Annotated in this window: 24 protein-coding genes and 1 pseudogene; 5 read left to right on the forward strand and 20 right to left on the reverse strand. The window is 39.3% G+C overall.

Annotated elements, in window-relative coordinates; all coding sequences use genetic code 11:
- The first annotated feature begins 120 nt into the window (after positions 1 to 120).
- From EDC37_RS03115 to EDC37_RS03140, 5 genes and pseudogenes are all read left to right on the forward strand, one after another.
- Positions 121 to 1,041, forward strand: a pseudogene (locus tag EDC37_RS03115) (ROK family protein).
- Between the two features lie 66 nt (positions 1,042 to 1,107).
- Positions 1,108 to 1,626 (forward strand): O-acetyl-ADP-ribose deacetylase, encoded by a 519-nt coding sequence (locus EDC37_RS03125; RefSeq protein WP_132547843.1) that lies wholly within the window; start codon positions 1,108 to 1,110, stop codon positions 1,624 to 1,626.
- A gap of 59 nt (positions 1,627 to 1,685) precedes the next feature.
- Positions 1,686 to 2,759 carry a P1 family peptidase gene (locus tag EDC37_RS03130; RefSeq protein WP_243642164.1) on the forward strand — a complete coding sequence of 358 codons (1,074 nt, stop codon included), beginning with the start codon at positions 1,686 to 1,688 and terminating at the stop codon, positions 2,757 to 2,759.
- Positions 2,760 to 3,203: 444 nt separating this feature from the next.
- Positions 3,204 to 7,040 (forward strand): AAA domain-containing protein, encoded by a 3,837-nt coding sequence (locus EDC37_RS03135; protein ID WP_132547845.1) that lies wholly within the window; start codon positions 3,204 to 3,206, stop codon positions 7,038 to 7,040.
- Between the two features lie 3 nt (positions 7,041 to 7,043).
- Positions 7,044 to 7,793 (forward strand): DUF559 domain-containing protein, encoded by a 750-nt coding sequence (locus EDC37_RS03140; RefSeq protein WP_279388539.1) that lies wholly within the window; start codon positions 7,044 to 7,046, stop codon positions 7,791 to 7,793.
- Positions 7,794 to 7,927: 134 nt separating this feature from the next.
- Here EDC37_RS03140 and EDC37_RS03145 read toward each other — a convergent pair whose 3' ends face one another.
- From EDC37_RS03145 to EDC37_RS03240, 20 genes are all read right to left on the reverse strand, one after another.
- Positions 7,928 to 8,704, reverse strand: coding sequence for an EFR1 family ferrodoxin (locus EDC37_RS03145; RefSeq protein WP_132547849.1), 777 nt, complete (start codon positions 8,702 to 8,704; stop codon positions 7,928 to 7,930).
- A 175-nt stretch (positions 8,705 to 8,879) separates the two neighbouring features.
- Entirely contained in the window at positions 8,880 to 9,503 is a 624-nt protein-coding gene (locus EDC37_RS03150) for a ribonuclease H1 domain-containing protein (RefSeq protein WP_231040068.1), read from the reverse strand.
- Between the two features lie 30 nt (positions 9,504 to 9,533).
- On the reverse strand, positions 9,534 to 10,823 hold the full coding sequence (locus EDC37_RS03155) for an amidohydrolase (RefSeq protein ID WP_132547851.1): 1,290 nt from the start codon (positions 10,821 to 10,823) through the stop codon (positions 9,534 to 9,536).
- A 97-nt stretch (positions 10,824 to 10,920) separates the two neighbouring features.
- Positions 10,921 to 12,162: an adenosylhomocysteinase gene (locus tag EDC37_RS03160; RefSeq protein WP_132547853.1), complete on the reverse strand. Its 1,242-nt coding sequence runs from the start codon at positions 12,160 to 12,162 to the stop codon at positions 10,921 to 10,923.
- 45 nt (positions 12,163 to 12,207) lie between these two features.
- A complete protein-coding gene (mtnP, locus tag EDC37_RS03165) occupies positions 12,208 to 13,005 on the reverse strand; it encodes an S-methyl-5'-thioadenosine phosphorylase (RefSeq protein ID WP_132547855.1) in 798 nt (265 codons plus the stop codon).
- Between the two features lie 54 nt (positions 13,006 to 13,059).
- A complete protein-coding gene (surE, locus tag EDC37_RS03170) occupies positions 13,060 to 13,803 on the reverse strand; it encodes a 5'/3'-nucleotidase SurE (RefSeq protein WP_132547857.1) in 744 nt (247 codons plus the stop codon).
- Positions 13,804 to 13,807: 4 nt separating this feature from the next.
- Positions 13,808 to 14,515: a 7-carboxy-7-deazaguanine synthase QueE gene (locus tag EDC37_RS03175; protein WP_132547859.1), complete on the reverse strand. Its 708-nt coding sequence runs from the start codon at positions 14,513 to 14,515 to the stop codon at positions 13,808 to 13,810.
- Positions 14,516 to 14,517: 2 nt separating this feature from the next.
- Positions 14,518 to 14,895: a 6-carboxytetrahydropterin synthase QueD gene (queD, locus tag EDC37_RS03180; RefSeq protein WP_132547861.1), complete on the reverse strand. Its 378-nt coding sequence runs from the start codon at positions 14,893 to 14,895 to the stop codon at positions 14,518 to 14,520.
- Between the two features lie 232 nt (positions 14,896 to 15,127).
- Complete coding sequence (htpX, locus tag EDC37_RS03185) at positions 15,128 to 15,994, reverse strand: zinc metalloprotease HtpX (RefSeq protein WP_132547863.1); 867 nt, start codon at positions 15,992 to 15,994, stop codon at positions 15,128 to 15,130.
- Positions 15,995 to 16,120: 126 nt separating this feature from the next.
- Positions 16,121 to 16,798, reverse strand: coding sequence for a YjbE family putative metal transport protein (locus EDC37_RS03190; protein ID WP_132547865.1), 678 nt, complete (start codon positions 16,796 to 16,798; stop codon positions 16,121 to 16,123).
- 297 nt (positions 16,799 to 17,095) lie between these two features.
- Positions 17,096 to 17,749, reverse strand: coding sequence for a TatD family nuclease-associated radical SAM protein (locus EDC37_RS03195; protein ID WP_132547867.1), 654 nt, complete (start codon positions 17,747 to 17,749; stop codon positions 17,096 to 17,098).
- 13 nt (positions 17,750 to 17,762) lie between these two features.
- Positions 17,763 to 18,611, reverse strand: a complete 849-nt coding sequence (locus EDC37_RS03200; protein WP_132548162.1) for a pyridoxamine kinase — start codon at positions 18,609 to 18,611, stop codon at positions 17,763 to 17,765.
- Positions 18,612 to 18,797: 186 nt separating this feature from the next.
- Complete coding sequence (secF, locus tag EDC37_RS03205) at positions 18,798 to 19,724, reverse strand: protein translocase subunit SecF (protein ID WP_132547869.1); 927 nt, start codon at positions 19,722 to 19,724, stop codon at positions 18,798 to 18,800.
- Entirely contained in the window at positions 19,721 to 20,956 is a 1,236-nt protein-coding gene (gene secD, locus EDC37_RS03210) for a protein translocase subunit SecD (protein ID WP_132547871.1), read from the reverse strand. Before secD ends, secF begins: the two co-directional genes overlap by 4 nt.
- Positions 20,957 to 21,142: 186 nt before the next feature.
- Positions 21,143 to 21,472 (reverse strand): hypothetical protein, encoded by a 330-nt coding sequence (locus tag EDC37_RS03215; RefSeq protein ID WP_132547873.1) that lies wholly within the window; start codon positions 21,470 to 21,472, stop codon positions 21,143 to 21,145.
- A gap of 12 nt (positions 21,473 to 21,484) precedes the next feature.
- Positions 21,485 to 22,195 (reverse strand): PP2C family protein-serine/threonine phosphatase, encoded by a 711-nt coding sequence (locus tag EDC37_RS03220; RefSeq protein WP_132547875.1) that lies wholly within the window; start codon positions 22,193 to 22,195, stop codon positions 21,485 to 21,487.
- A 54-nt stretch (positions 22,196 to 22,249) separates the two neighbouring features.
- Positions 22,250 to 22,807, reverse strand: coding sequence for a 5-formyltetrahydrofolate cyclo-ligase (locus EDC37_RS03225; RefSeq protein WP_132547877.1), 558 nt, complete (start codon positions 22,805 to 22,807; stop codon positions 22,250 to 22,252).
- Entirely contained in the window at positions 22,797 to 23,090 is a 294-nt protein-coding gene (gene yajC, locus EDC37_RS03230; protein WP_132547879.1) for a preprotein translocase subunit YajC, read from the reverse strand. Before yajC ends, EDC37_RS03225 begins: the two co-directional genes overlap by 11 nt.
- Before the next feature lie 92 nt (positions 23,091 to 23,182).
- Positions 23,183 to 24,298 carry a tRNA guanosine(34) transglycosylase Tgt gene (tgt, locus tag EDC37_RS03235; RefSeq protein ID WP_132547881.1) on the reverse strand — a complete coding sequence of 372 codons (1,116 nt, stop codon included), beginning with the start codon at positions 24,296 to 24,298 and terminating at the stop codon, positions 23,183 to 23,185.
- 29 nt (positions 24,299 to 24,327) lie between these two features.
- The gene (locus EDC37_RS03240) at positions 24,328 to 25,008 is read right to left on the reverse strand and encodes an ABC transporter permease (protein WP_243642165.1); all 681 of its coding nucleotides are present in this window, start codon (positions 25,006 to 25,008) and stop codon (positions 24,328 to 24,330) included.
- Positions 25,009 to 25,057: the final 49 nt, after the last annotated feature.

A 25,057-nucleotide genomic window follows, 5' to 3' on the forward strand; every position in this document is an offset into this window, starting at 1 on the left:
TGCCCACTTCGAACATACAGTCGAATCTGGAGCATAGTCAGTAGATGCACATATAAAATTTGAAGAATTACTGACAACTACCTTGACATTGAGCGTTCTGGAGTATTGATTGGTATTGAAATGATCATTCCCTTTATAAGAATTATCGTTACTAATCTATCAGGAACCCTACTAAAAAATATTATTCTTTCCGACATAGAAATAGTTCCAAAATCCTTTATACAACAATTTATTAAAACTTTAACCACATTGAAAGCACAATATAAATCTTACAAATTAGGAATAATAGGGATAGGATTTGCTTTTCCAAATTATAATCATAAAACTGGCATAATAGAAAACATACCCAATATGCAAAAATGGAATCAATTTCCTATTCTGCAAGAACTAGAGAAATGCAAATTAGACATTCCATTTTTTATTCAATCTACTGTACAGGCAGCTACTATGGGGAAAATTCATTTTGGAAAGGCCAATCCTTTTGAACAACTTGTATATATTTCTGGAACCTGGGGGATCAGTGCCAGCATGTATTCAAATGGTAACTTGATTTCTGGGCAACATGGCTTTGCTGGAAGAATTGGACATTCCATTATTGATGTAAATGGGCGACAATGTATATGTGGAAACAAGGGATGTTTGGAAGAATACGCATCCATTCGTGCGCTATTTAAGAAACTATATCCAGGACAATCTCAGCAGCATAAATACATCGAAGAAATTTTAAAAAGAGTCAAAAAATAAGAACCTATAGTCATAGAGTCCCTTTATGAAATAGTACAGTATTTAGCAATTGTTGTAGTCAATATCGTTAACATATTCAATCCAAGTTGTATATGTATTGGCGGTAATCTCGGTTTGATAATAGAAGCTTCACTAATGTTGGAAAAAATAAATACCATTGTCTCTCAAATGTTGCCAAAACGCTATTGGGAATCTTTAAACATCTACTGTTCAAGTTTGGGAAAGCTTGGCGTTACATATGGTTGCATTGCCGTCGTAAGAGAGCAATTACTTAGTATTTTAGACAAAACTCTCTAAGTTAAATATTAAATTTAAACTATATCAAATAGAACTAAACAATAAAACAAAGGATAGGTGAAAATCATGACAAATACAATTTTGCGAACAGAACTTGGCGATATTACGGCCAGACATTATGCCGATACCATTGTTAATGCAGCTAATAACAGTCTACTAGGTGGTGGTGGAGTAGATGGAGCTATCCATAAAGCTGCTGGACCGGAATTACTGGCAGAGTGCCGGACACTCAATGGCTGCAAAACTGGAGAAGCAAAGCTCACTAAGGCGTATAAGCTGCCATGCGACTATGTAATCCACACAGTAGGTCCAGTTTGGCATGGTGGAAAACACAGTGAGGCAGAACTGCTGGCAGACTGCTACCGTAATTCATTACAGTTAGCTCTAAATCACAATATTCGTAATGTAGCATTTTCATCTATCTCTACTGGTGTATACTCCTATCCAGTTCAAGCCGCGGCAAAAATAGCAGTATATACAGTCAGGAAATTCTTGCAGGCTAATCCAAAAGCATTTGATGATATATTATGGGTACTGTTTGATGAACATACTAAACTTATTTACGATGAAACCTTACGATCATAAATATGACAAGGCTTGACTATTTGTTCATTACGGTAGAAAATCATTGGGGAGATGATTAAGTGAATTTTATTCGATTGCTAACAGGATTTTTACTAATGGGGTTTCTGACTTTTTTAATGAATGGTACAATTGAGGCAGCTCCACATGAGCACAGTGAAGCTCTGCACGAAATCAAGATTCAGGATATTGAGGGAGTCCATATTGGTAATGCACAAGACAATGCAGCTAAGACCGGTGTAACAGCCATGATTTTTCCGCAGGGGGCACAAGCTGGTGTAGATATTTCTGGTGGCGGCCCAGCTTCACGGGAGACACCCGTGTTGTCACCAACAACTAATCCAACACCACTCAATGCGTTGGTATTATCTGGTGGTTCTGCCTATGGTTTAGCAGCAGCTAACGGTGTAATGCAGTATCTAGAAGAACACAATATTGGTTTTAATACTGGCTTTGCACTGGTCCCAATCGTCTGCCAGAGTGATATTTACGATTTATCATATGGCAGCAACAAGATCCGGCCAGATAGTAAAATGGGGTATGCAGCCTGCGAAGATGCTATGTATAACAATAATCCACGTATGGGGTCGGTCGGTGCCGGCACCGGTGCGACAGTGGGTAAATTATATGGTATGAAACAATCAGAAAAATCCGGGCTTGGCATCTATGCAGTGCAAATGGGCAATATAAAAATAGCGGCTGTAGTTACTGTCAATGCGCTTGGTGATATTTATGATGCAGAAAGCGGTCAAAAGCTTGCAGGTCTAAAAACACCTGACCGCAAGGCATTTCTTGATAGCAGTCAGGAAATGTACCGTGCTGGCGCAAAAATCAAAAGTGACCGTACCAATACGACAATTGGTGCGATCATTACCAATGCATCTTTTGATAAGACACAGTTGACGAAAATAGCTTCTATGACGCGTAATGCTTATGCCCGTTGTATTAGACCGGTTGGTACATTAGCCGATGGTGATACAATCTATGCTGTTTCCGTTGGTGATCAAAAGGCCGATCTGAACACTATTGGAACCTTAGCAGCCGATGTAATGTCTGAAGCCATCAAGCGGGCTGTAGAATCATCAGCTATGGATGATACTGATTATCTGGCAAATTGTCGCTCAATAGGAAAGTAAGGCAGCACTGCTCATTTTAAAATAATGTATAAATTCCCATCCGCTAACGGGTGGGTTTTCTTTTTCAAAGAAAAGCAAATTACACTTAAATGCGTTCTTATTAAACTACCTATTATTCAATTTACTTGCTACGATATTTATAATGATGTATTTTTTACTTTTATTTATTAACGATCACTATGCGGCCTTAAATATTTCTGTTGTTATCCTTCAGCTAGACATCCATACAAGAATAATGTTTGCGAATAAATGAACCATCCCTTGCATTCAGCACAATCATAAAGTATGAAGACTCGTAGATTATAAGAATTTACTATGTTATAATAAAAAAATATCATATTGTTCAGAATTTATAAGTGATATTTTACGATTATGCTATTATGAAATATATCCAGCACAGCTTAGAATAGCATTATTGGAAGTAATAAAACAGGTGGTTATCTTATGAATGAGCAGCAAAAAGGAAAAGTACTTGACTTATTTCAGTTTATTCGCTCGATAAGTTCATTGAAAACAAATATAGTAAAGAATATTCATGAACAAAACTGGTATCGTTTTTTAGATATGATCCCACAGGATGAACAAAATATTCTATTAAAATATAGAGATCATTTTGAAAATGACGGTCAAACGAGCGCGATAAAAGACAACAGTATCCTGTCTGTCCATAAACCTGCATTTCAGCCCTGCCCAATTCCAAATGAAATATTTAAAGAATGGTTAGAAAATGGATGGAATAATTTTTTTAATTCTGTAACCCTCAAAAAAAAGAAATTTTTCCCCAATAATAATAAAAGTGAATCGGGCTATTATGAAAACTTTGGGGACAGCGCACTGAGGACAAAGCTTTATACCAAATGGTTGAAACAACGCAATATTTGGGCTGCCAAGCAACAGCAAATTCATCTGATTCGACGTTTTTTTGTAGATTTATACCAATTATATGTTGATCTAGAACGAGACGCAGAAACTATCGAATTAATGATAGGTAATGGTATCCTCATGGATGGAAAGAAAAGAATAGTAAACCATCCAATCTTATTAAAAAAAGTAAAAATGAAATTTGATCCGGATACAAATACTCTCTCAATTTGTGATACCAATATCGAATCAGAGCTATATACCACGTTATTAAGTAATATTGATGGCATTAATCATACTGTTGTCCAAAAATTAAAGGAAGATTTATTTGCTGGCGATTATCATCCATTAGATCGCCATGATGCATATAATTTTTTGAAGGTTGCAATTCATAGCTTATGTCCAGAGAGCCTTTTCTTATATAAAGACGAAACCATACCTGATGGTACAGAGGATAAATTATTTTTATCAATTCGCCCAGTATTGTTTGTACGGAAAAAAACAGATGGTCTGGAGCAATTTATCGAACAAACTTTAGAAACAATCAAAAAAACGAATTTTATACCAACAACATTGATTGATATTATTGGAGGAGGAATGTTACCTCCTAAAGAGCCTAATAAAGAAAAGACACTGGAACAGGCATTGGCGGAAATTGGTGGTGAGGACGCAGATATTTTGCTAGCCAAACCAGCTAATAAAGAACAGCTAGAAATTGCCCAGCAAATTGAACGTCATGATGCTGTATTAGTACAAGGTCCTCCCGGCACAGGAAAAACACATACAATAGCTAATCTTATGGGACATTTTCTCGCAAGAGGCAGGAGTGTATTAATTACCAGCTATACCAAGAAAGCTCTATCGGTTTTAAAGGGACAAGTACCAGAAACATTGCAGAATCTATGTGTGGCTGTTCTAGACGATTCCAATGATGATATGGAAAAAGCAATAGACGGTATTACAGAATATCTTTCACGTTATACCTCTAATGAGCTACAAAAGAAAGCAGAAACAGCCAAACGTTCACGTGAAGAAATTATAGCTGCACTGGCAGAGACACGAGGAAAACTTTATGCCATAAAATTTAGTGAATTTAAACCGATTACTTATCAAGGCGATAATATATCACCATCAGCCGCAGCAAGATTTGTGCATGAAAATAGTGATAGTCTGTCATATATTCCAGGGAAAGTCGTGCTTTATCGTCCGTTACCTTTGAGCTTTGATGAGCTATCGACACTATATCATAGCAATACAGAACTCTCAAATACAGAAGAACAAGAATTGAACTGTGTACTACCTGATCCAATAAAGATATTAGCTCCTGAACATTTCCAACAATTACTAACTTCCACTGAACAGGCGCGGAAGGAAATTCAGCAACTAGCAGCATCGCTTGGGTTACAATACCGCTTTGATGATTATAACAGAGAGCTTATCTTATTTTCTGATAAAACAACAATGACCTTAAAAAAATCAGATAGTAAGTCTATTCAAGCCCTAAATGCATATTTGAATACTTTTGAACAGATCAAAGACTGGATGACCTATGCAGCTGTTGATGGAAAACATGGCGGTGGTGCACGTAAAAGATGGGAAATTCTTCTAGATAGTATCGAAAAAACATGTACCTTTGCCGATGAAATTGTTGAAACGACCTTTGGTAAAACGGTAAAATTCAGTGAAGGTTGCGATTTCTCACTGCTTTCTACAACAGTTGAAAAAATGCAGAAAATCTTTTCTGCTAGCGGGAAAATTGGACGCTGGAAACGCATGTTCAATAAACACTATGATCAAGTTGATCATATGGTGTCAATTAATGCACAGGCAATTTCATCAGCCCAAGATTGTGTAACCGTATTAAATGAAATTCAATTAAGGAAACTCAAAGAGCAATGTGCAAATTATTGGGATGAACTCTTGGCAATACATGAGGTTCCAAAATTTATGGAGCTAAACGATAGTGTAGAACCAGAACATATTGCCCGGAATATGATTAAACCCATTACCAGATACCTAGACTGGTATAAAAAAGAATTTGGTGACCTAGTTGTTCTTATGGAAAATATGGGTTTAGCTAAAGAAAAGGTTTTTCAGCATGAACAGTTTGATTCTGAAATTGAAGTTGTGCAACATATTCTGCAAGCAGTGAAGCAAACACTGCCATGCTTTGTGAAATTACAGACATCCCTTTTGCATTACACAGATGCAATGCAGGAGCTTTCCAAAGCTGAAGTCCAGTTTGCTACCTTGACAGCTAACCACTCCAACGTGTGCAGCGCATTACAGAAAGCATTCTTAGCACAAGATGCTGCATCATATGCGACAAGTTTTTCAAAATTAAAGCAGCTTTATACAAAATACGCCATACAGCAAGAACGAGAAGTATTACTGCAGCGTTTATATGCTGTTGCACCGGAATGGTCAAACAGTATTCGAGATCGCATAGGTATTCATGGAGAAGGGCAAGTACCAGATACCATCGATGAAGCCTGGCATTGGAAACAATATTCGGGAATTTTACAGGAATTAACGAAAGAACCATTTTCTGAATTACAGCGTAAAAGCTTGAGCTTAAGTCAAAGCTATCGAAGAATTACGGCAGAATTAGCGGAATATAGCGCGTGGTATTATTTACTGAAGCGTACAGAAACCAATCTTGATATGCGGCAGGCCCTGCAAGGTTGGAAGCAAACGATGAAAAAAATTGGCAAAGGAACCGGTAAAAATGTCCCACGCTTACGCATGGCAGCTCGAAAACTCATGGCACAATGTCAAAACGCGGTACCAGCCTGGATTATGACCATCAACACAGTGATGCACAGTCTCGTGCCAGGAAAAAATCTTTTTGATGTCATCATCATTGATGAAGCAAGCCAGGCTGACATTTCTGCATTACCAATTGCTTATCTGGCAAAAAAAATTATTGTCGTTGGTGATGATAAACAGGTCAGCCCAATGGCTGTTGGCATGGATATTGACAAAGTTAATGCCTTAGCTGATATGTATATCAAAGATAAAATCCCCAATTGGCAGTTATACACTGCTACCTCATCACTCTACGATATTGCCAAGACAGCCTTTCGGCCATTGATGCTGCACGAGCATTTCCGTTGCGTACCAGATATTATTGGTTTTAGTAATATGCTCAGCTATGATTATAAGATCAAACCATTGCGTGACACCAGTGACTGCAAACTTTTGCCTGCAACTGTAAATTATTATAGTGCCGGAATACGCGAGTACAAGATCAATCGAATTGAGGCTGAAAACATTACAGCTTTACTTATAGCTTGTCTGGATTTACCAGAATATCAAGGAAAAACCTTTGGTGTAATTTCTCTCCTCGGTGACCAACAGGCTAAATATATACAAAAATTGTTATTTGAAAAATTAGATCCTGTAATCTTAGAGGAATGACGTATCCTTTGCGGTGATGCTTCAAATTTCCAAGGTGATGAAAGAGATGTTATCTTTTTGTCTATGGTAGACAGCAATGAAAGTGACGGTCCATTACGTATGACTGCCTTCGGAGCGGACGATTCAACTAAGAAACGTTATAATGTTGCTGCGAGCCGTGCAAAAGATCAGCTTTGGGTAGTGCATTCTTTGGATGTATCGAAGGATTTAAAGCAGGGAGATATACGGAAAACCCTGCTTGACTATGCAACAGAACCGTCTGCAATAGATATTACGCGACAGAAAGCAACTGAAGAAGCAGAATCTCCATTTGAAGAGTCTGTAGCAAAAAATCTGATAGAAAAAGGTTATCAGGTGGTTCAACAATGGCCAGTCGGTGCCTATCGCATTGATATGGTTATTGTCGACGGTCAAGAAAGAGTTGCTATCGAATGTGACGGAGAGCGTTGGCACAGTGGTGAAGAAAAGATACGACAGGATATGGAACGACAAACTATTTTAGAACGTCTTGGCTGGCGTTTCATCCGTATTCGTGGTAGTGAATATTATCGCGATCCCGAAAGAACCATAGGACACGTAATAAACACTGTACACGAAATGGGGCTTCGCCCCGTAGGCCAAATGGTCACTGCACAACCAGAAAGCACATTGCTCCAGAAGGTTAAACGTAAGGCAGCAGAGTACATGGCGAATTGGAATGCAAAGCCATCACTAGCAATTAGTAAATACTCTACATACTACAATGATAAGTAAGCAAATCAAATAGTATATTAAAATGCCGCTGATTTTGTATATAGCTACAGAATCGGCGGTATATATTTTCTGGGTTATCGTTAATAGTGAGAATTATCTTTTACCATTCTCACACCTAATTAAACCTACTTCTATCATCCGACAAACAAATCCTGGGCATGAACTGCCGGATGGTGATATCTCTTTTTCCCTATTGAGTCTTGTTTATATTCTATTGCTTGGGATGGACACCAATGTAAACAAGCGAGGCATTGTTCACACTGATGCTTCCATGCCGGTCTACCATGCACAATCTCTATATTTCCTGCCGGACATACTTTGCTACAAACAGCACACCCTGTACAGTTTTCATTTGTCCAAAAATTATTATCCGTATCATTTGGTTTAAATGCAGCATACATTTTCCTATCGTTTGCCGCATCATTCAGCAATGGCAAATCATTTTCAAAATTTTTCTCGATTTTAGCAGCAATATCTTCACATCTATAAGGTTCAGCTTTAATTCTGTCTTTAAAATCCTTTTCCGGATGGGGATAATACATAAACCACATGCTCCCCGGCATAGACACACCAAAGTTGGCATTTAAATGCGCACCTTTACTTTTAAGCATAGTATTTATCTGTTCAAAAGCTAAGGCCGCATTGCTACCAAAATTTGCTACTGCAAAAAAATATGTATTGGTATTAACTACCAAATTTTCGATAAACTTCTCCATCATACAGGGAAGTCCCCTAAAATAGACAGGAAATACAAATCCTATTTTAAGGGATTGCTTATTTGCTGTTATACGCAAATTATTATATGTAACACGGATAATCTCAGAATCATTGATGCCATTGCTTAAATCACTGGCTATTTTAAAGGAATTTCCCGTACCACTAAAGTAATAAATAGTTGTTTTCTTTGCCATAATTTCTTCATTCTTTCCATCATCAACTCAAGCACCGCATATTATAATTGCTGTACATTCCAACTCTATCAATGCTCTCCACTTTTATATAAGTTATAACAAAATACTCCTTTCATGTGCAGAATTGGCTCTAGCAGACATGAAAGAAGTATTTTTTAACCATTACTATATATATTTACAAACCAAGTTCTTTTTTTGCTAATTTATCTACCAATTCATTGCCTTTCACGCCTGTATGGCCTGTCACTTTTTTAAAGCGCACAATATCTTTATACTCCTGCATAAAGGTTGCATACTGTGCTGTTCCCGGCTTATTGGTTTTCCAGCGTCCCTGTGCCCATTCAGAGATGCCTATATAATCATGGCAAATAACTATCGGCGCAATTTTATTTTTCTTTGCCCATTTAGCTGCCTGCATGGCAGCCTCTATTTCTCCTGCGACGTTATTCATTTTCGAATTTTCTGCTGACTGGCCGACACCGCTATCAGTATGTATAAGCTGCCCCTTATAATAAACGGCTATTGCCCAACTGTATTTTCCTGCTATATACGAACCATCAACATAAACATAATATAAGTCTTCATCATTAGCCTCTGCCACACTTTTATCAAGACCTAAGTATGCTTCGGCTTCGGGCAATGATACAAAACCTTTATAAAGGGCTCCTGCAAAATGGTCTATTTGTTCTTTGCATTCTGCCCATGTTTTAAAGATTCCTGTTTTTCTTCCATTTTTCACTGCATAAAAATTTTTCTTTGCGGCCAAATCATCTCTTCCTTTTTGCTTTTGTAAAATCAATAAATTGTTCCTATAATTTGCCAAACAGCATCAATTTTTGAGTGTTTTACCCGTCAATTTTTCCGCGCATTTATTTGCTTCGTAGATAACTTTTTCTTCATCAATAGTCGTAAGCCGCCCTTTATCAAGAAGTATCTTACCATCTACTATTACAGTATCAACCATTGACGCATTAGCCGAATACACCAACAGCGATACCGCATCATAGCATGGTGTCCACTGTGTACCCTGCATAGAAAACAGTGTTATATCTGCCTTCATTCCCGGTTCTATTTTTCCAGTATCAGCAAGTCCTACAGCTTTTGCACCATAATATGTTCCCATTTTTAATGCCTCAGCGGCAGGTATTGCCAAAGGATCAAGTGTAGCAGCTTTATGAATCAACGCGGCCAGATTTACTTCTTCCAACATATCCAAATTATTATTACTGGAAGCACCATCTGTTCCCAAACCGACACAGATATTTTCTTCAAGCAGTTTTTTTACTGGAGCTATACCGCTGGCAAGTTTCAAATTACTGCCCGGATTATGCGCCACTCTGACATTATATTTTTTCATTATTGCTATATCTGCATCACTCAGATGAACACAATGTGCCGCCAACACACCGCAATCCAAAATCCCTACATCTTCCATCAAAGCTATCGGTGTTTTCCCGTATTTAGTCTGGCATTCTTTTACTTCGTCTTCCGTTTCAGCCAAATGGATATGAATTTGGGCATCATATTTTTGTGCTTTTTCAATTACTTTTTTAAGAAAATCCGGTGGACAGGTATAGGGGGCATGCGGGCCAAACATAACTGTGATTCTGCCATCTGCGCCGTTATTATATTCTTCAAAGAGCGTACAATTTTCTTGTAGTGCCGCCATCCCATTAGGTGCCGCCCCGATCATTCCGCGTGATAAAACGGCACGTATACCTGTTTCTTCTACGGCTTCTGCCACTTTATCCATATCGCCATACATATCAGCAAATGTAGTCGTACCCGTCTTTATCATTTCAGCAATTCCCAGCATTGCTCCCCAATATATATCGTCTTTTTTCATCTTAGCTTCTACTGGCCAAATTTTATTTTCTAACCAGTCCATCAACTTCATATCGTCGGCATAACTGCGCAACATAGTCATTGACACATGCGTATGCGCGTTGACAAACCCCGGTATGGCTAGCTTGCCCTGCCCGTCTATAGTTTTATCCGCATTAAATTGTTCGGGAACTATTCCTATAGAAAAAATTTTATCGTCCTTTATGGTAATATTAGTTTTTTTAGTACTGCCATTTGGTAAAACGGCCAATACATTTTTTATCAGGGTATTCATCTTTGCTTTCCTGCCTTTAAATATAATTTTTCCTAACTGCTAAACAATATAAATTGAGCCCTGCAATTATCACAGGGCCTCCATAGAGCATCTGCGCTTAAGCCTGATGCAGATAATTATGCTGTTCTTCAGAAAGTTTATCAATGTCGATATTAAGTGACTTCAATTTTATTTGTGCCAATTTTATATTTATTTCATTAGGCATCAGATAAACTTTATTTTCCATCTTTTGGTGGTTCTGTAAAATATGGAGCGCTGAAAAGAACTGTACACCAAATGATAAGTCCATTATTTCAGCAGGATGTCCGTCACCAGCAGCCAGATTTACCAAACGGCCTTCCGCCAACAGGTAAAGCTTTCTACCGTCTTTTTGTTTATATTCTTCAATATTTTTGCGGACTGGTCTTTTTGACACGGAGCCAGCCATAAGGTCTATTTTATTTATTTCTACATCAAAATGTCCTGAATTGGCTAATACAGCACCATTTTTCATCACTGCGAAATGTTCTTTTCTGATTACGTCTTTACAGCCTGTCAGTGTGAGGAATATATCCCCTATTTTAGCAGCTTCCTGCATCGGCATAACCCTAAAACCATCAAATACAGCTTCAATTGCTTTTATTGGATCAACTTCTGTAATAATTACCTTAGCGCCCAGTCCTTTTGCCCGCATGGCTGCGCCCTTACCGCACCAACCATAACCAGAAATAACAACATTTTTACCGGCTATGACAAGATTAGTCGTCCGCATAATGCCGTCCCATGTAGACTGTCCTGTCCCATAACGATTATCAAACAAGTATTTGCAATATGCATCATTGGCAGCAATCATCGGGAATTTCAATTTTCCTGATTCCGCCAGTGCACGCAAACGGATAACACCTGTTGTGGTTTCTTCACTGCCACCCATGATACTGCTGGCAAGTTCTGCCCGGTCACCATGCAGGTGGGCAACCAAATCGCCGCCGTCATCTATGATAATATCCGGTTTCGTATCAAGTGCTTTATTGATAAACATATCATATTCATCATTGGTGCAACCATGCCATGCAAAAACTTCAGCACCTTCTTCGACTAGGGCTGCGGCTACATCATCCTGCGTTGAAAGCGGATTGCTGCCCGTAATAGCAAGTTTTGCCCCTGCATGCATAAACACTAATCCCAAATATGCGGTTTTTGCTTCCAAATGCATTGTTACAGCCATTTTTTTACCAGCAAATGGTTTTGTCTTAGAAAATTCCGCATCAATATGATTTAAAACAGGCATAAAATTCTTTACCCATTCAATTTTATCATGTCCTGATGGTGCAAGTTTAATATCACGAACCATTGATTCCATATAATAATTCCTCCTAATATTTTAAATTTGTTTTCTTATCGAAAATCAAATTTTAAAGCCGCCAAATTCTGCAATAGTATTTGCACAGCCGCAAGTTTCTTCCACCGAGTCCAACAGATCGATGGCTTTCATTATAAGATTTTTGATATTAGCCCCATTCTTTTCCATAGTGGCAACCACTTCAGCATGGGTCAGCGGGGTTTTTGATATACCTGCGGCCTGATTGGTGACCATAGAAACCGTAGAATAGCACATTTCTGCTTCATGTGCTAAAGTCACTTCCGGTACATTAGTCATACCTACCACATCGCCGCCCAATTTAGCGTACATCTTTATTTCTGCCGGTGTTTCAAAACGCGGCCCTTCTGTGCATACATAGGTACCTCCCATGTGTGCCCTTATTCCAAGTTTTTCAGCAGATTTTTTCAACACCTGCCGCAAATGCGGACAATAAGGTTCACTGACATCAAGATGTACTACTTTACCGCCTTCACCTTCAAAAAAAGTAGATATACGGCTTTTCGTAAAGTCAAGGAATTGGTCAATAAGGACAAAATCTCCCGGTTTCATATCAGGGTTTAACGATCCCACTGCCGTCGTCGCAAATATCTTCTTCACGCCGATTTTTTTAATAGCCCATATATTAGCCCGATAGTTTATCTTGTGCGGTGGAATAGAGTGATGGCTGCCATGCCGCGGAATAAATGCTACCGCCTTGCCATTATAAGTGCCAACCTTGAAAATAACTTCACCAAAAGGTGTCATAACTTTATCATCATGTACATCAGTTAAAATAGAGGGGTCATAGACTCCTGTCCCTCCAATTATTGCAATATCCGGCATAATAACCTCCCATTTTTCATAAAATGTATACGCTGCTCAACCAAAAAAATTTATTTACCCATCAATAAGTTCACGCAATAGTTTTTTATTCGTCCTGCCGACTTTTAAAGGATTTATTGACACAAAACCCTTATGTATTGCCCATATATCACTGCCCTCAATATTTCCAGCATCATTAGGAGTGCCATTCATAAAATAACATTTTTCGCCCTGTTCATTTATTTCTATCGCATATTCGTTATGATATGTACGGCGTCCTTGTTTTGTATAGCGGAAAATATCGTTTTGGTCAGCTATTTTCTTAGGAAAATTTATATTGTACATATATGGTTTTTCATTTCTCAATTTTGGTAACTTTTGGCTGAATATCTGTGCCACTTCAGCAAAACTGAGTTCTGAACCAACTACCCGTGATACGGCTATGGATAAAATACCATGTAGATGGCCTTCCATAGCTGCCCCCACTGTTCCGGAGTACAATACATCAGTTCCCAGATTACCGCCATCATTTATACCCGATATTATCATATCAGGAAGATCATTTTCATAGAGAACTTCGACAGCAAGCTTTGTGCAGTCAGCTGGTGTTCCGTACACCTTATGAGCTTCAACGGGCAAACCGAAATCAACTTTTTTTACTTTTATTTTACTATGCGCTGACAATGCCTGCGACATGCCGCTTTGCTGCACTGCCGGAGCAACTACACGCAAATCATAATCATTTATCAGGTTTTCTGCCATCGCATGCAGTCCCGGCGCATCAATTCCATCATCATTGACCAATAAAATTTTCTTCATAACTTCACCTCTGTCCCATCATTACATGCATCTGTGCGATTACACGCACATCATTTATTTTTTCTAAAGCCATACTCTGCCACGCGAGCATTTTCTTCGGTGCCGGTGCAGTATAACCGCCATACGGCGTAATAGGCTGTAAAACCAGCATAATATTTTTATTTATTCCGCACAACAAATCTACCGCTTTTTTAAAATCTTCTATCTTAGTTTCCTGCGCTATAACTATTTTGACATACACATCTTTTTGCATAGCTATGCGCAAAAATGCCGCATGTTGTTGCCATAACTCAGTATGTACTGCATCTGGCATCTTAAAATCCATGCTTACTATACTGATATCATCTATAACTTTTGCCAATGCTTCCGGCAAAGTTCCGTTGGTTTCTAAGAGAAGCGGCAAATCAACATATTCAGCCAATTCATGAATGAAAGCAGTATGGAGCAGCGGTTCTCCGCCGGTTAAACTGATGGCCTGATGCCGCTTTAACAATGTCTTTTTTATATACGGAAGAATAGCGGCTAGTTCAACAGGGTTAGACAGTATACCCTCATTTTCCAAATCACAGGTTTTTGTAGTAAGCATAGAATCGGTATCACAATAGCTGCACTCCAAATTACAGCCGGTAAAACGAATGAAAAGCTGCCGGCAGCCGGCATACTTTCCCTCTCCCTGTATAGAAGAAAAAATCTCACTTATCGGCGCGCGCACGCTTATGCCTCCTCACAATATGATACCGCAGATTTTTCCGTTTCCCATACTTTCACGAACTTTACATGGCATTTCCCTTTTATGTTCTCATGCTGACTCAATTTATGATATAAATATGCAGCAATATTCTCTGCTGATGGATTTGCAGTTGAAAACGGTTCAAGTTCATTTAAATAATGATGATCCAGTTCACCGATAATTTCTTTCAGTGCCCCTTTTAATTTCTTAAAATCAATAAGCATACCCAATTCATTCAGTTTGCTGCCACATACCACGGCCTCAACTACCCAATTATGCCCGTGTAAATTATTACATTTACCAGGATAACCAATGATACGGTGGGCTGCGCCAAAATCATCTCTAACTGACAACTCAAACATTTTTTACCTCCTCACAACCTCACTGTTTAAAATTATAACATAAATAAGTTCTTATTTCAGGTAGAGTTTCATTATCCCTAAGAAAAAGATTTCAAATAGTGACAGCTTTTTTCTATCTGCAAAACGCTACAGACTTGACTGTGTTTTCCTTATTTTATCCGCCTATTTAGGACAAGACTAAAATATCGCCAACCATTGCACGGTTGGCGATACAAAAATTACTTATTATATTTTATCTCATTTGGGCGGCTTGTTCTTTGAGTCTGGCAATTCTGTCCGCTGTAGCCGGATGTGTGGAAAACAAACTGGCAAACGATATATTCTTCCCAGCGAGGGGATTTATTATATACATATGTTCAGTTGCCTGTGATGCCTGAGGCATTGTTTTATGCTTGGCGTAATACTCTATCTTTTCCAAAGCTGACGCCAAAGCCAACGGATCTCCACAAATCTGCCCACCGCCTTTGTCAGCGGCATATTCCCGTGAACGGGAAATAGCCATCTGAATTATCGAAGCTGCGAGCGGCGCAATTATGATTGCTACCAAAAGGCCTATTATCCCGCCGCCTCTATCATTCTCATCATTACTACGGCCGCCGCCAAAGATAGCCGCCCATTGAGCCATATTGGCCAGCATGGAAATAGCGGCTGCAAAAGTGGCAGCTATCGAGCTGATCAATATATCCCGGTTCTTGACATGCGTCAATTCATGGCCGAGAACACCAGCAAGTTCTTCATACTCAAGAGTACCCATGATCCCAGTAGTAACAGCTACCGCCGCATGGCTTGGATTTCTGCCTGTAGCAAAAGCATTAGGTACATCAGTATCAATGATATAAACCTTCGGCATTGGCAAATCAGCCCTTTGTGCCAAATCAGCAACCAGTTTATACAGGCTGGGCGCATCTTCTTCATTTACTTGACGGGCACCTGACATCTTCAAAACAATCGAATCACTAAACCAATATGAGAAAAAATTCATGGCAAGCGCTACTATAAACATCAATAACGCACCATGCTGTCCTCCTACTAAACCACCGACAGCTATCAACAAAGCCATCAGTAAAGCCATCAATGCAGTTGTCTTCAGCATATTCATAATCTAATTCTCCTCCATAAATATATCACAGCTTCATCAATAAAGCTCTTCCTTAATATTATTATAACCTATATTTTGACTTAGGAAAATCATTACTGCTTTAGCATAAAATGCAGGTAATATATCCTATTGATTTTTTTGCATTTTCGCTTTATAAAAACCCCATACAAAAACACTTACGACCAAAATTGCTTCCAACCAGCCGTTAAGCCATAGCAGTTTACCGCCTATTACCTTGTCCATCAAAATCATCTTTGCTGCCGTAAATGCCAAGATGGCGCTGCCTAAATAAACCATTGCAGGAATTTTCTTCATTATCAGCAGGAACAACTGTGCACCGCAGATTACTATTGGCAGGCTGATGGCCAAACCACACAAAATAAGGCTCCATTTGGCAGTGGGTACCGTGTTGGCCACACCGGCCATTGACAAAACATTGTCCAAGCTCATTATAAAATCTGCTGTCATAATAGTTTTTACGGCTCCACTCAAACTGGAAGCCGCCTGCATAGTTTTTCCTTCACTGTCATTTTTCAGCAACCGTAAAGCAATATAAAATAGCGCCACCCCACCAATAAACTGAATATACGCAACTGATAAAAGCTCCGTAGCAAACAATGTTAAAATAACGCGAATAATAACGGCACCGGCACAACCTATAACCATGGCTTTCAAACGATGGTGCACCGGTAAATTTTTACATGCTAGCGCAATCAAAACAGCATTATCACCACTGAGTACCAAATCCAATACTAAGATACTACCTAATGCCGCAAACCATTCCAGTGAAAAAATTCCTTCCAAGTTAATAATTCCTTCTTTCTTTTTTAACCTGCCATTTTCTATCTTTTACATATACTGCTAAACCAGAGGACTATTGTACTTAAACCAATTTTCCAAAAGTAATTCATATACAAAAAGACCTTGCTTTATAGAAAATTTTCTATAAAACAAGGTCTTGCTTACAATAATGTCGGCCGCACCGGAGTAAAATTACTCGTCATGACGATTATCGGCCGTTCAGCTACTCCCCTATGATTGATAACAAACTCAATACTGTTTGACTATATAGTAACATAATATCGTCCGTTTTACAATATTTTAATTTGCTTCATACGGACGTATACGCAATTTTAAATTTTTCTCACTGCATACTTTTTTACATGCCTGTATTTCTTCTGCACCGATCGAATCAACTATTGTCATAACAACTTCCGGTACATACAATTTACATTCTTTAGCAAAATCCAGCATTGCCCCATATGCCTGCAATCCCAATGGGGCTTTTGTAAGCTCAAGATAAGCTTTGGCATTCGACGCATTCAAACTTATTGAAACTACATCGAGTAAACCTTTAAACAATGGTGCTGTATCTTTTTTATAGTACAGCGAAGCTAGTCCATTTGTGTTGAGCCGCGTCTTCTTTTCCGGCCAAATACTACGCACATAACGCAAACTATACAACAATGTTTCCAGACGCATTGTAGGTTCGCCAAAACCACAAAAGACAACTTCATTGACAGCGTCCTTATTGATTGCCGCAAATGCACTTCTAATAGTCTGTATATCTGGTTCTTGTTTTAACCACAGAGAATGGTCTTCCTGCATCTTCTTTAAATTTCTCAGGCAAAAAGTACACGAACAGTTACATTTATTTGTTATATTGACATAAATATTACATTTCTTTCCTCTATTTGCCTGCACAGCATCAGCAAATTCAATAAATTTACCTTTTTCCGCGGCATACAAAATCATAGCCAACTCTCCCTTATCTTAGTTCCGTCAAATACTCTTCAAAACAAATGCCTTCATTGCGCGGCAGACCTATTTTTTCTGTAAAAAGCAAACTTTTATTTATAAATCTAGCTGCCTTGGCAACGGCATATTCTATTGGTTCATTTTTGAGCAGTGATGCTGCCACAATCGCCACAAACACATCACCTGTACCTGAATGCTCACCCCCGATTCTGGCAAATTCAAGCATACTGCCCTGCCCTTGTTCATAAATAAAATTACCTATATTCTCACCGCGTTCAATCCCTGTTATTATTATCTTCATCGTGCTATTGGGACGAAACGCCGCTAACTTATTGCATATGGAAAAAAGGTCTTCATCACTGATAATCCCGTTCTGCGGATATGGTAAATCAAGGAGATTACACGCTTCCGTAAGATTAGGGGTAAGGACATCGGCACAGGTGACCAATTTTTTCATTTGCCTGCATAATTGATATGTGTATGACGAGTATAATTTACCCCCATCACCCATAACAGGATCAACAACCAGCAATGTTCCTTTTTCTATTTCAGAAGCAGGCCGTTTAAAATTTTTTATGAATTCCATAACAATATCAATTTGTTTTTCCGAGCCCAAAAAGCCCGTAAGAATACCATCAAACCGCAGCTTGAGTGCTTGCCAGTTTGCCATGTATGGTTTCATATGTTCTGTATAATCATCCATATAATAATCAGCAAAACCTGTATGTGCTGATAAAATAGCTGTTGGTAAAGGACATGCCTGTATCTTCATCGCTGAAATAAGCGGCAACTCCACCACTGTTGAACATCGTCCAAAACCGGTAATATCATTGACAATTGCCATTCTCTGTTGTTTCATTTTTTCTCCGTAGTCATTATCAAAATCTATATTTATATCCAAATTGCCATAGAGAATCAGATGCACCAAAAACTCCGCAGCCAACAATCACCCGCGGAGTTATTCAGTATGCCTCAACCATTCCATAATGCACAATAATCTTCTAATTTTAAAATGCTTAAAAAAGTCTCCATCTAAAATAAGAGTTTATTGTTTTGCCACACGAGGTTTCATGCGTTTTTTTGCCTGTCTTCTTTCACTGTATTCACGGAATGTTACCCATAAAGGAGTAGCCGTGAAAATAGATGAATACGAACCAAAAGCAAAACCAACCATCAACGCAAAAGCAAAGTCTCTCGTCGTATCGCCGCCGAAAATATACAGTGCAATTGTTGTAACCAAAATAGTTGTTACAGTATAAATAGAACGTGTGAGCGTTTGGTATATACTGCGGTTAGCCAATGCCTCTATATCACCACCGCGCTTAAAATGAAGTTTAAGATTTTCTCGAATACGGTCAAAAATGACTATTGTGTCCGTTACTGAATACCCTACAACTGTCAAGATCGCCGCGATAAAGGAAGAATCTATTTCTTTCTGCGTCAACGAAAATACACTTAGCACAACCAGTGTATCATGAACCAAGGCCAAAACTGCCGCCAAGCCAAATTTAAATTCGAACCGATAAGATATATAAATAATAATCAACAACCAAGAAATAAGCGCAGCCCATACGGCTTTCATGATCAGTTCACTGCCGATCGTTGCCCCTACTTTTTCTTCACGAAGTATTTTATAATCTCCTAGTTTTTCTTTAAAACCTTGTAGTACATTTTCACGTTCCTGCTGCGACAAATCTCTTGTCCTGATCATGACGTTCTGTGCTGTTACTGAGTCATTCTGTGCGCCTGCCATCTGTATCTGCGTATTACCTGCTACATAATCGTTCATAATCGTACGAACGTCATTAATATCAACAGGTTCCTCAAATTCCAGATTCAGCAGTGTTCCTCCGGTAAAATCTATACCTAAGTTAAAACCCTTAGTAAACATGCAGATAAGCCCTGCAATAATTATCGTTGATGAAAATATATACCATATTTTACGGTGCCCGACAATATCAAAACGGTTCATTCTTTCACCGCCTTTTCCACAAATAAGGATGCGCCAAATAAGCGATGATCATGTATTATATTGGACGCAATAAGCCATTTCAAAAGATACTGTGTCATAGTTGTGGCCGTGAACAAACTCAATATGGCACCTAATCCCAGTGTAATGGCAAAACCCTTAATCGGCCCTGTACCGAAAAAGAACAATACGATAGAAGCTAATATTGTCGTCAAATGTGAATCCAAAATAGTAACAAATGCTCTTCTAAAACCAGAATCCATTGACGCCCTTATCGTTTTACCCAATCTCATTTCTTCTTTGAAATGCTCAAAAATAAGTACGTTGGCATCTACTGCCATACCTACGGATAATATAATCCCCGCTATCCCTGGTAAGGTAAGCGTCGCATCAAGCATTTTCAAAGCAAACAACAAAATCAGCACATAAGCCATAAGGCTTATATCCGCGATAAGACCGGAAACTCTGTAAAATACCAGCATAAATAAAACTACGGCACCGACACCTATGGTGAACGCGAACTCACTTTTATCCTTTGAATCCTGTCCCAAGGTAGGCCCCACTGTACGTGTTTCTACGATCTGCACTTTTACTGGCAATGCACCAGAGCGAAGCAGCAAAGCCAGATTATGCGCTTCATCTAAAGAACGGCTTCCTGTTATGACAGCTTTACCGCCCGTTATCGGTTCTTTTACATTAGGCGCGGTCAATACCTGTCCATCAAGTGATATGGAAATTGTCCGTCCGACATTTTCTGCTGTAAGTTCAGCAAATTTTTGGGCACCAGCATCAGTAAATTCCAAAGAAACAACATTCTGTCCCTGTTGGTCGGTTTCTTCACGTGCGTCTTTCAAATCTGTCCCAGTAAGTACGGTATTGCCATCTTCATCCTTAAATTCCATCATTGCCGTTTTTCCCAAAACTTCAATGGCCTGATCAGGATCTTTTATTCCCGGCAATTCCACGATTATGCGACGCTGGCCTTCACGCTGGATGACAGGTTCAGTAAGTCCCATAGCATTAACCCTTGTTTCCATTATCTTTACTACACGATTCATCGCATCATCATTAACCTGCGCCTGCGGAGTATCGACACCTTCCAGTACCACATGGGTACCGCCTTGCAGATCAAGCCCTTGCCGTATCGAATATGCCAGCGGTTTTATAAAAGAAATAAAAATCGCTATAACAGCAACGACTACGACAGCGAGTTTTACAAAACTTTCCCGCCTCAAAAATTATCCCTCCAAAAAAGTAAAATACTTTTGTACACAAATTGGCAAATAAAATGCGGCTACAAACGCCGCTTAAAAAATGTACCACGAACAATCATCCTCTGCACCCGTTTCCTAAAGACAAGCACAGCAGGACAAATAACACAACTATTTTTATTATAGCCGTATTAATAGAACAATGTCAATTCAACAAATAAAACGAATTACTGCTGTTAAAACTTCCGTAATCGTCAAATCATCAGTCAGCAAGTACAAATCAGCATTTTTTCTGGCATCCGCCAAACGTGCATGCTGTATATCGATACGTTCCTGCGTCCATGAAACACTGCGTCTTTGCTGCACCGTCGGCAATTTGGCATCAAGCATTATAAGCTTATCCGGATGTTTCTTAGCCCATAATTTAGGTATGCAGGAATGTTCCTGTGCCATGTTATAGGCCTCATATCCTTTTCCCCTAAGCCCTTCCACTAAAGTAGATTTACCTGAAGCACAAATACCAACAACTACAATTTTCATAACGGCTCCCTGTCACAATGGAAAAACAACATTAACCTTACGTATTTTTACCGGTGTATTATCCTGTCCACACACTCCCATCACGACTACAGTCATATCGTCTCCCGCTTTGTTTTCATCGAGAGCCAGTGCATATTCCATAATGCTGTCTGCTATAAACTCTGCGTCTTTAGCTTCATTATTCTTCACAATATCTTGTATTTTGGCAAAATCTGCTGTTCTGCCATTGGTTTTTCTGCCCGCTGATTGGATGCCATCAGTATAAGAGACAATGATCATTCCCTCTTCCAAAGGAACTTCGTACATAAGCGGTTTTGTATGCCGATGTACACCGATCGGGTTTACATTTTCGTCATAAACACAAGTGTATTCATCAGTTTTGATGAGGACTGGGCAATTTGAATTACGGCTTATGACCATCGTCTGCGTGTCGAGATCAGCGCTTATGACAGTCAATGTACAAGAGACCTTTTTGTCTTTGACAGCATAAAGATAATCATGTACTGCCCGTGCTACCGCACCGTCACGTGTCCCGTCACCAATTAAAGAAACAGCTTTATTCACTACAAGACTGCTGGTATGATGTGCTGCCAGTCCATGTCCCTGTCCATCAGCCAATATTAGGGAGAGTCCCCCTTGCGGCCTTTCCGCTACATCGCATGTATCACCGCAAAATTCCATAGCATAGCGCGTCGTTTTAGCAATAGCCACTTTTATTTCCATGATAATGAACTTCCTTACAAGAATTTAAAATGAGCAAATCGCAGGCCACACACTTTAGCTGTTTTCCGTAATAACCTTATCAAGCGGAAAATCATATTTGTCTACGGGTACACTAGCAACTTGCTGAACAGAAAAACCTATGCCTATCTTCACTGCATTTGGGGCTTTCGGCAGGAATCTGTCATAAAAACCGCCGCCCATGCCCAACCTATAACCATCTTTTGTAAAAGCAACACCAGGCACAATTACCAAAGATATTTGTTCTGGCTCTACAAAGTGCAGTTCTGTTTCCGGCACAGACAGTATCCCCGCTTTCCCCAAAACCAACGCAGACAAGCTACTGACAACAGCAGCCCGCATCAGCCCTTCTTTTATATTAACTATATATGGCAGACAAAGCTGTTTTCCTTTTAGCAAAACATCCTCCATAATATGCTTCGTCTGTACTTCATCTGGCATTGAAGCAAATGCCATAACACAGTCTGCCTTTTTATATGCCGCTAAGGACAAGACCTTCCCACATATTATATCGCTCTTTTGCCGTATTTGCTGCTTGGTTAAATCTCGCCTGCGTGTGAGAATCTTACTGCGCAGCTCCTTCTTATTTTGCATTTGATTCTGCGTTTTTTTCCTGCGTTATACTATTGCCAATGGCACTGCGTGAAACTTCAATTTCAACATTATCGGCAACCTTAAGGCGAACACGTTCTTCATTAATCGCCATTATTTCTCCATAAATCCCACCTACAGTAGTGACTCGGCTGCCAACTTTTATTGCTTCAAGCATAGCCCGCCGTTTTTTTTGCTGTCTTTTCTGCGGACGGTATAACAAAAAATAAAAAATTACTACCAAAAGTACAGGGAAAGCAAAAGACTGTAACTGTTCCATATCCATTAATCAAACACTCCTTAAATATATTCATTATTTACATTATAAAACTTAAAGATACCATTATTTTTACTTCGACAAAGAGAAAAATTACTCCTTTACTTTAATACATATTTAGGAGCAAATTCATTATAAAAATCCACAAATTTGCCATCAATTATAGACTGCCGCATTTTCCGCATAAAATCAATAAGGAAATACAGATTGTGGATCGTCAAAAGACGCAGTCCAAAAACTTCATTTACCCGAACCAAATGCCGAATATACGCACGTGAATAATTACGGCAGGCATAACAACCGCAATTTTCATCTATAGGGTGAAAATCATGTTCAAATTCAGCATTCTTTATAATAAACCTTCCGTTCCACGTCATTGCCGTACCGTTGCGGGCAACACGTGTGGGAAATACACAGTCAAACATATCAATGCCGCGTTTCACGCTCTCAACAAGACAGTCCGGTGTACCAACGCCCATGAGATAACGCGGTTTATTTGCCGGTAATGCGGCCGCCGTATAATCGAGCACTTCATACATCAATTGATGGGGCTCACCCACACTCAAGCCACCGATAGCATAACCGGGGAAATCCATATCGACTAGTTCATCTACACAGCTTTTGCGCAGGTCTTTATACATTCCACCTTGCACAATACCGAACATACTTTGGTTATCAGCAGTAAGTGTTTCCTGACAACGCTTTGCCCAGCGTAAGGTTCTTGCCGTCGATTTTTCCGCATAGTCATGGTCAGCCGGATATGGTATGCATTCATCAAAAGCCATAATAATATCCGCGCCCAAATTCATCTGTATTTTTGTCGCTATTTCCGGTGACAAAAACTTTTTTGAACCATCAATATGTGATCTGAAGGCAACCCCTTCCTCTGTTATCTTGCGCAGCGCCCCCAGACTGAAAACCTGAAAACCGCCACTATCCGTCAAAATAGCCCTATCCCAATTCATAAATTTATGAAGGCCGCCGGCTTCGCGGATCAGTTCTGAACCCGGACGCAAAAACAAATGGTATGTATTGCTTAAAATTATTCCTGCTCCCATTTCTTTTAGTTCTTCCGGAGCAAGCAATTTAACAGTAGCTTGTGTGCCGACCGGCATAAAAATAGGTGTTTCAAAACTACCATGTGGTGTATGGATAATACCTGCACGTGCACCTGTTTCCGGGCAACGCTTTATCAATTCATAAGTAATAGCTGACATAAAACCTCTCCATTTTTAGTATTTAAAATCTATTGCTGTGCTTTTTTTGTAACCCGGGCACATAACCAAAAACAAACTGCCGTATACAAAAGCAAGACAAGCACCGACAGTAGTTCTGGGGGAGCTCCCCTGCCTATTTCCCTGAGCAAGAGGCTTGTATGTGTTAAAGGCAGCGCATGTATAAAATAGTAAAAAAGCTTTGGTAATTTATCCGGTGAAAAAAAGGTTCCGCACAAAAATGACATTGGCATTAATATGTATGTATTAAACCGCCCCATATCTTCATAGGAGTCAATAGTCATTGCCGCATAAAAACCGATTTCTGCAAAAATAGCACAATTCAATATCAGTACCAATAAAAATAACGGCGTTATCATAAAATTAGCGCCGAAAAGATACGCAAGAACAATAATAATAGCAGAAGAAATCATACCTCGCAATATGGCCGCCAGAATTTTCCCGATGACAAAAGAAAGCGGGTTAATCGGTGCAGTAAAATATTCCTCTATGCTTTTATGGTAAACACGCTCCCCATGTAGTGGCGACAAACTGTTAAATGCTATATTCATTGAATTAAGCGCCAGTATTCCCGGCACAAGAAAATCCAAATAAGAACCGCTGCCGGTATTTATACTTCTTCCCAGCCCCCAGCCAAAAGCCACCAGATAAAGGATTGGTGCCACCATGCGGCTTAAAATGAACTTTATCATGCGGTGTTTAAGCACCACTCAATCCCGCCAAAAAGCTGTGATGATATCG

Source organism: Pectinatus cerevisiiphilus (genome assembly GCF_004341685.1).
Taxonomy (GTDB): Bacteria; Bacillota; Negativicutes; order Selenomonadales; family Selenomonadaceae; genus Pectinatus; species Pectinatus cerevisiiphilus.

What these genes read in the sequence shown, in the direction of transcription:
- EDC37_RS03125 (WP_132547843.1), top strand. Translation starts at nt 1,108, where the DNA reads ATGACAAATACAATTTTGCGAACAGAACTTGGCGATATTACGGCCAGA.
- EDC37_RS03135 (WP_132547845.1), top strand. Translation starts at nt 3,204, where the DNA reads ATGAATGAGCAGCAAAAAGGAAAAGTACTTGACTTATTTCAGTTTATT.
- EDC37_RS03145 (WP_132547849.1), bottom strand. Translation starts at nt 8,704, where the DNA reads ATGGCAAAGAAAACAACTATTTATTACTTTAGTGGTACGGGAAATTCC.
- EDC37_RS03155 (WP_132547851.1), bottom strand. Translation starts at nt 10,823, where the DNA reads ATGAATACCCTGATAAAAAATGTATTGGCCGTTTTACCAAATGGCAGT.
- EDC37_RS03160 (WP_132547853.1), bottom strand. Translation starts at nt 12,162, where the DNA reads ATGGAATCAATGGTTCGTGATATTAAACTTGCACCATCAGGACATGAT.
- mtnP (WP_132547855.1), bottom strand. Translation starts at nt 13,005, where the DNA reads ATGCCGGATATTGCAATAATTGGAGGGACAGGAGTCTATGACCCCTCT.
- surE (WP_132547857.1), bottom strand. Translation starts at nt 13,803, where the DNA reads ATGAAGAAAATTTTATTGGTCAATGATGATGGAATTGATGCGCCGGGA.
- queD (WP_132547861.1), bottom strand. Translation starts at nt 14,895, where the DNA reads ATGTTTGAGTTGTCAGTTAGAGATGATTTTGGCGCAGCCCACCGTATC.
- htpX (WP_132547863.1), bottom strand. Translation starts at nt 15,994, where the DNA reads ATGAATATGCTGAAGACAACTGCATTGATGGCTTTACTGATGGCTTTG.
- EDC37_RS03195 (WP_132547867.1), bottom strand. Translation starts at nt 17,749, where the DNA reads ATGATTTTGTATGCCGCGGAAAAAGGTAAATTTATTGAATTTGCTGAT.
- EDC37_RS03200 (WP_132548162.1), bottom strand. Translation starts at nt 18,611, where the DNA reads ATGAAACAACAGAGAATGGCAATTGTCAATGATATTACCGGTTTTGGA.
- secF (WP_132547869.1), bottom strand. Translation starts at nt 19,724, where the DNA reads ATGAACCGTTTTGATATTGTCGGGCACCGTAAAATATGGTATATATTT.
- EDC37_RS03215 (WP_132547873.1), bottom strand. Translation starts at nt 21,472, where the DNA reads ATGAAAATTGTAGTTGTTGGTATTTGTGCTTCAGGTAAATCTACTTTA.
- EDC37_RS03220 (WP_132547875.1), bottom strand. Translation starts at nt 22,195, where the DNA reads ATGGAAATAAAAGTGGCTATTGCTAAAACGACGCGCTATGCTATGGAA.
- EDC37_RS03225 (WP_132547877.1), bottom strand. Translation starts at nt 22,807, where the DNA reads ATGCAAAATAAGAAGGAGCTGCGCAGTAAGATTCTCACACGCAGGCGA.
- yajC (WP_132547879.1), bottom strand. Translation starts at nt 23,090, where the DNA reads ATGGATATGGAACAGTTACAGTCTTTTGCTTTCCCTGTACTTTTGGTA.
- tgt (WP_132547881.1), bottom strand. Translation starts at nt 24,298, where the DNA reads ATGTCAGCTATTACTTATGAATTGATAAAGCGTTGCCCGGAAACAGGT.
- EDC37_RS03240 (WP_243642165.1), bottom strand. Translation starts at nt 25,008, where the DNA reads ATGATAAAGTTCATTTTAAGCCGCATGGTGGCACCAATCCTTTATCTG.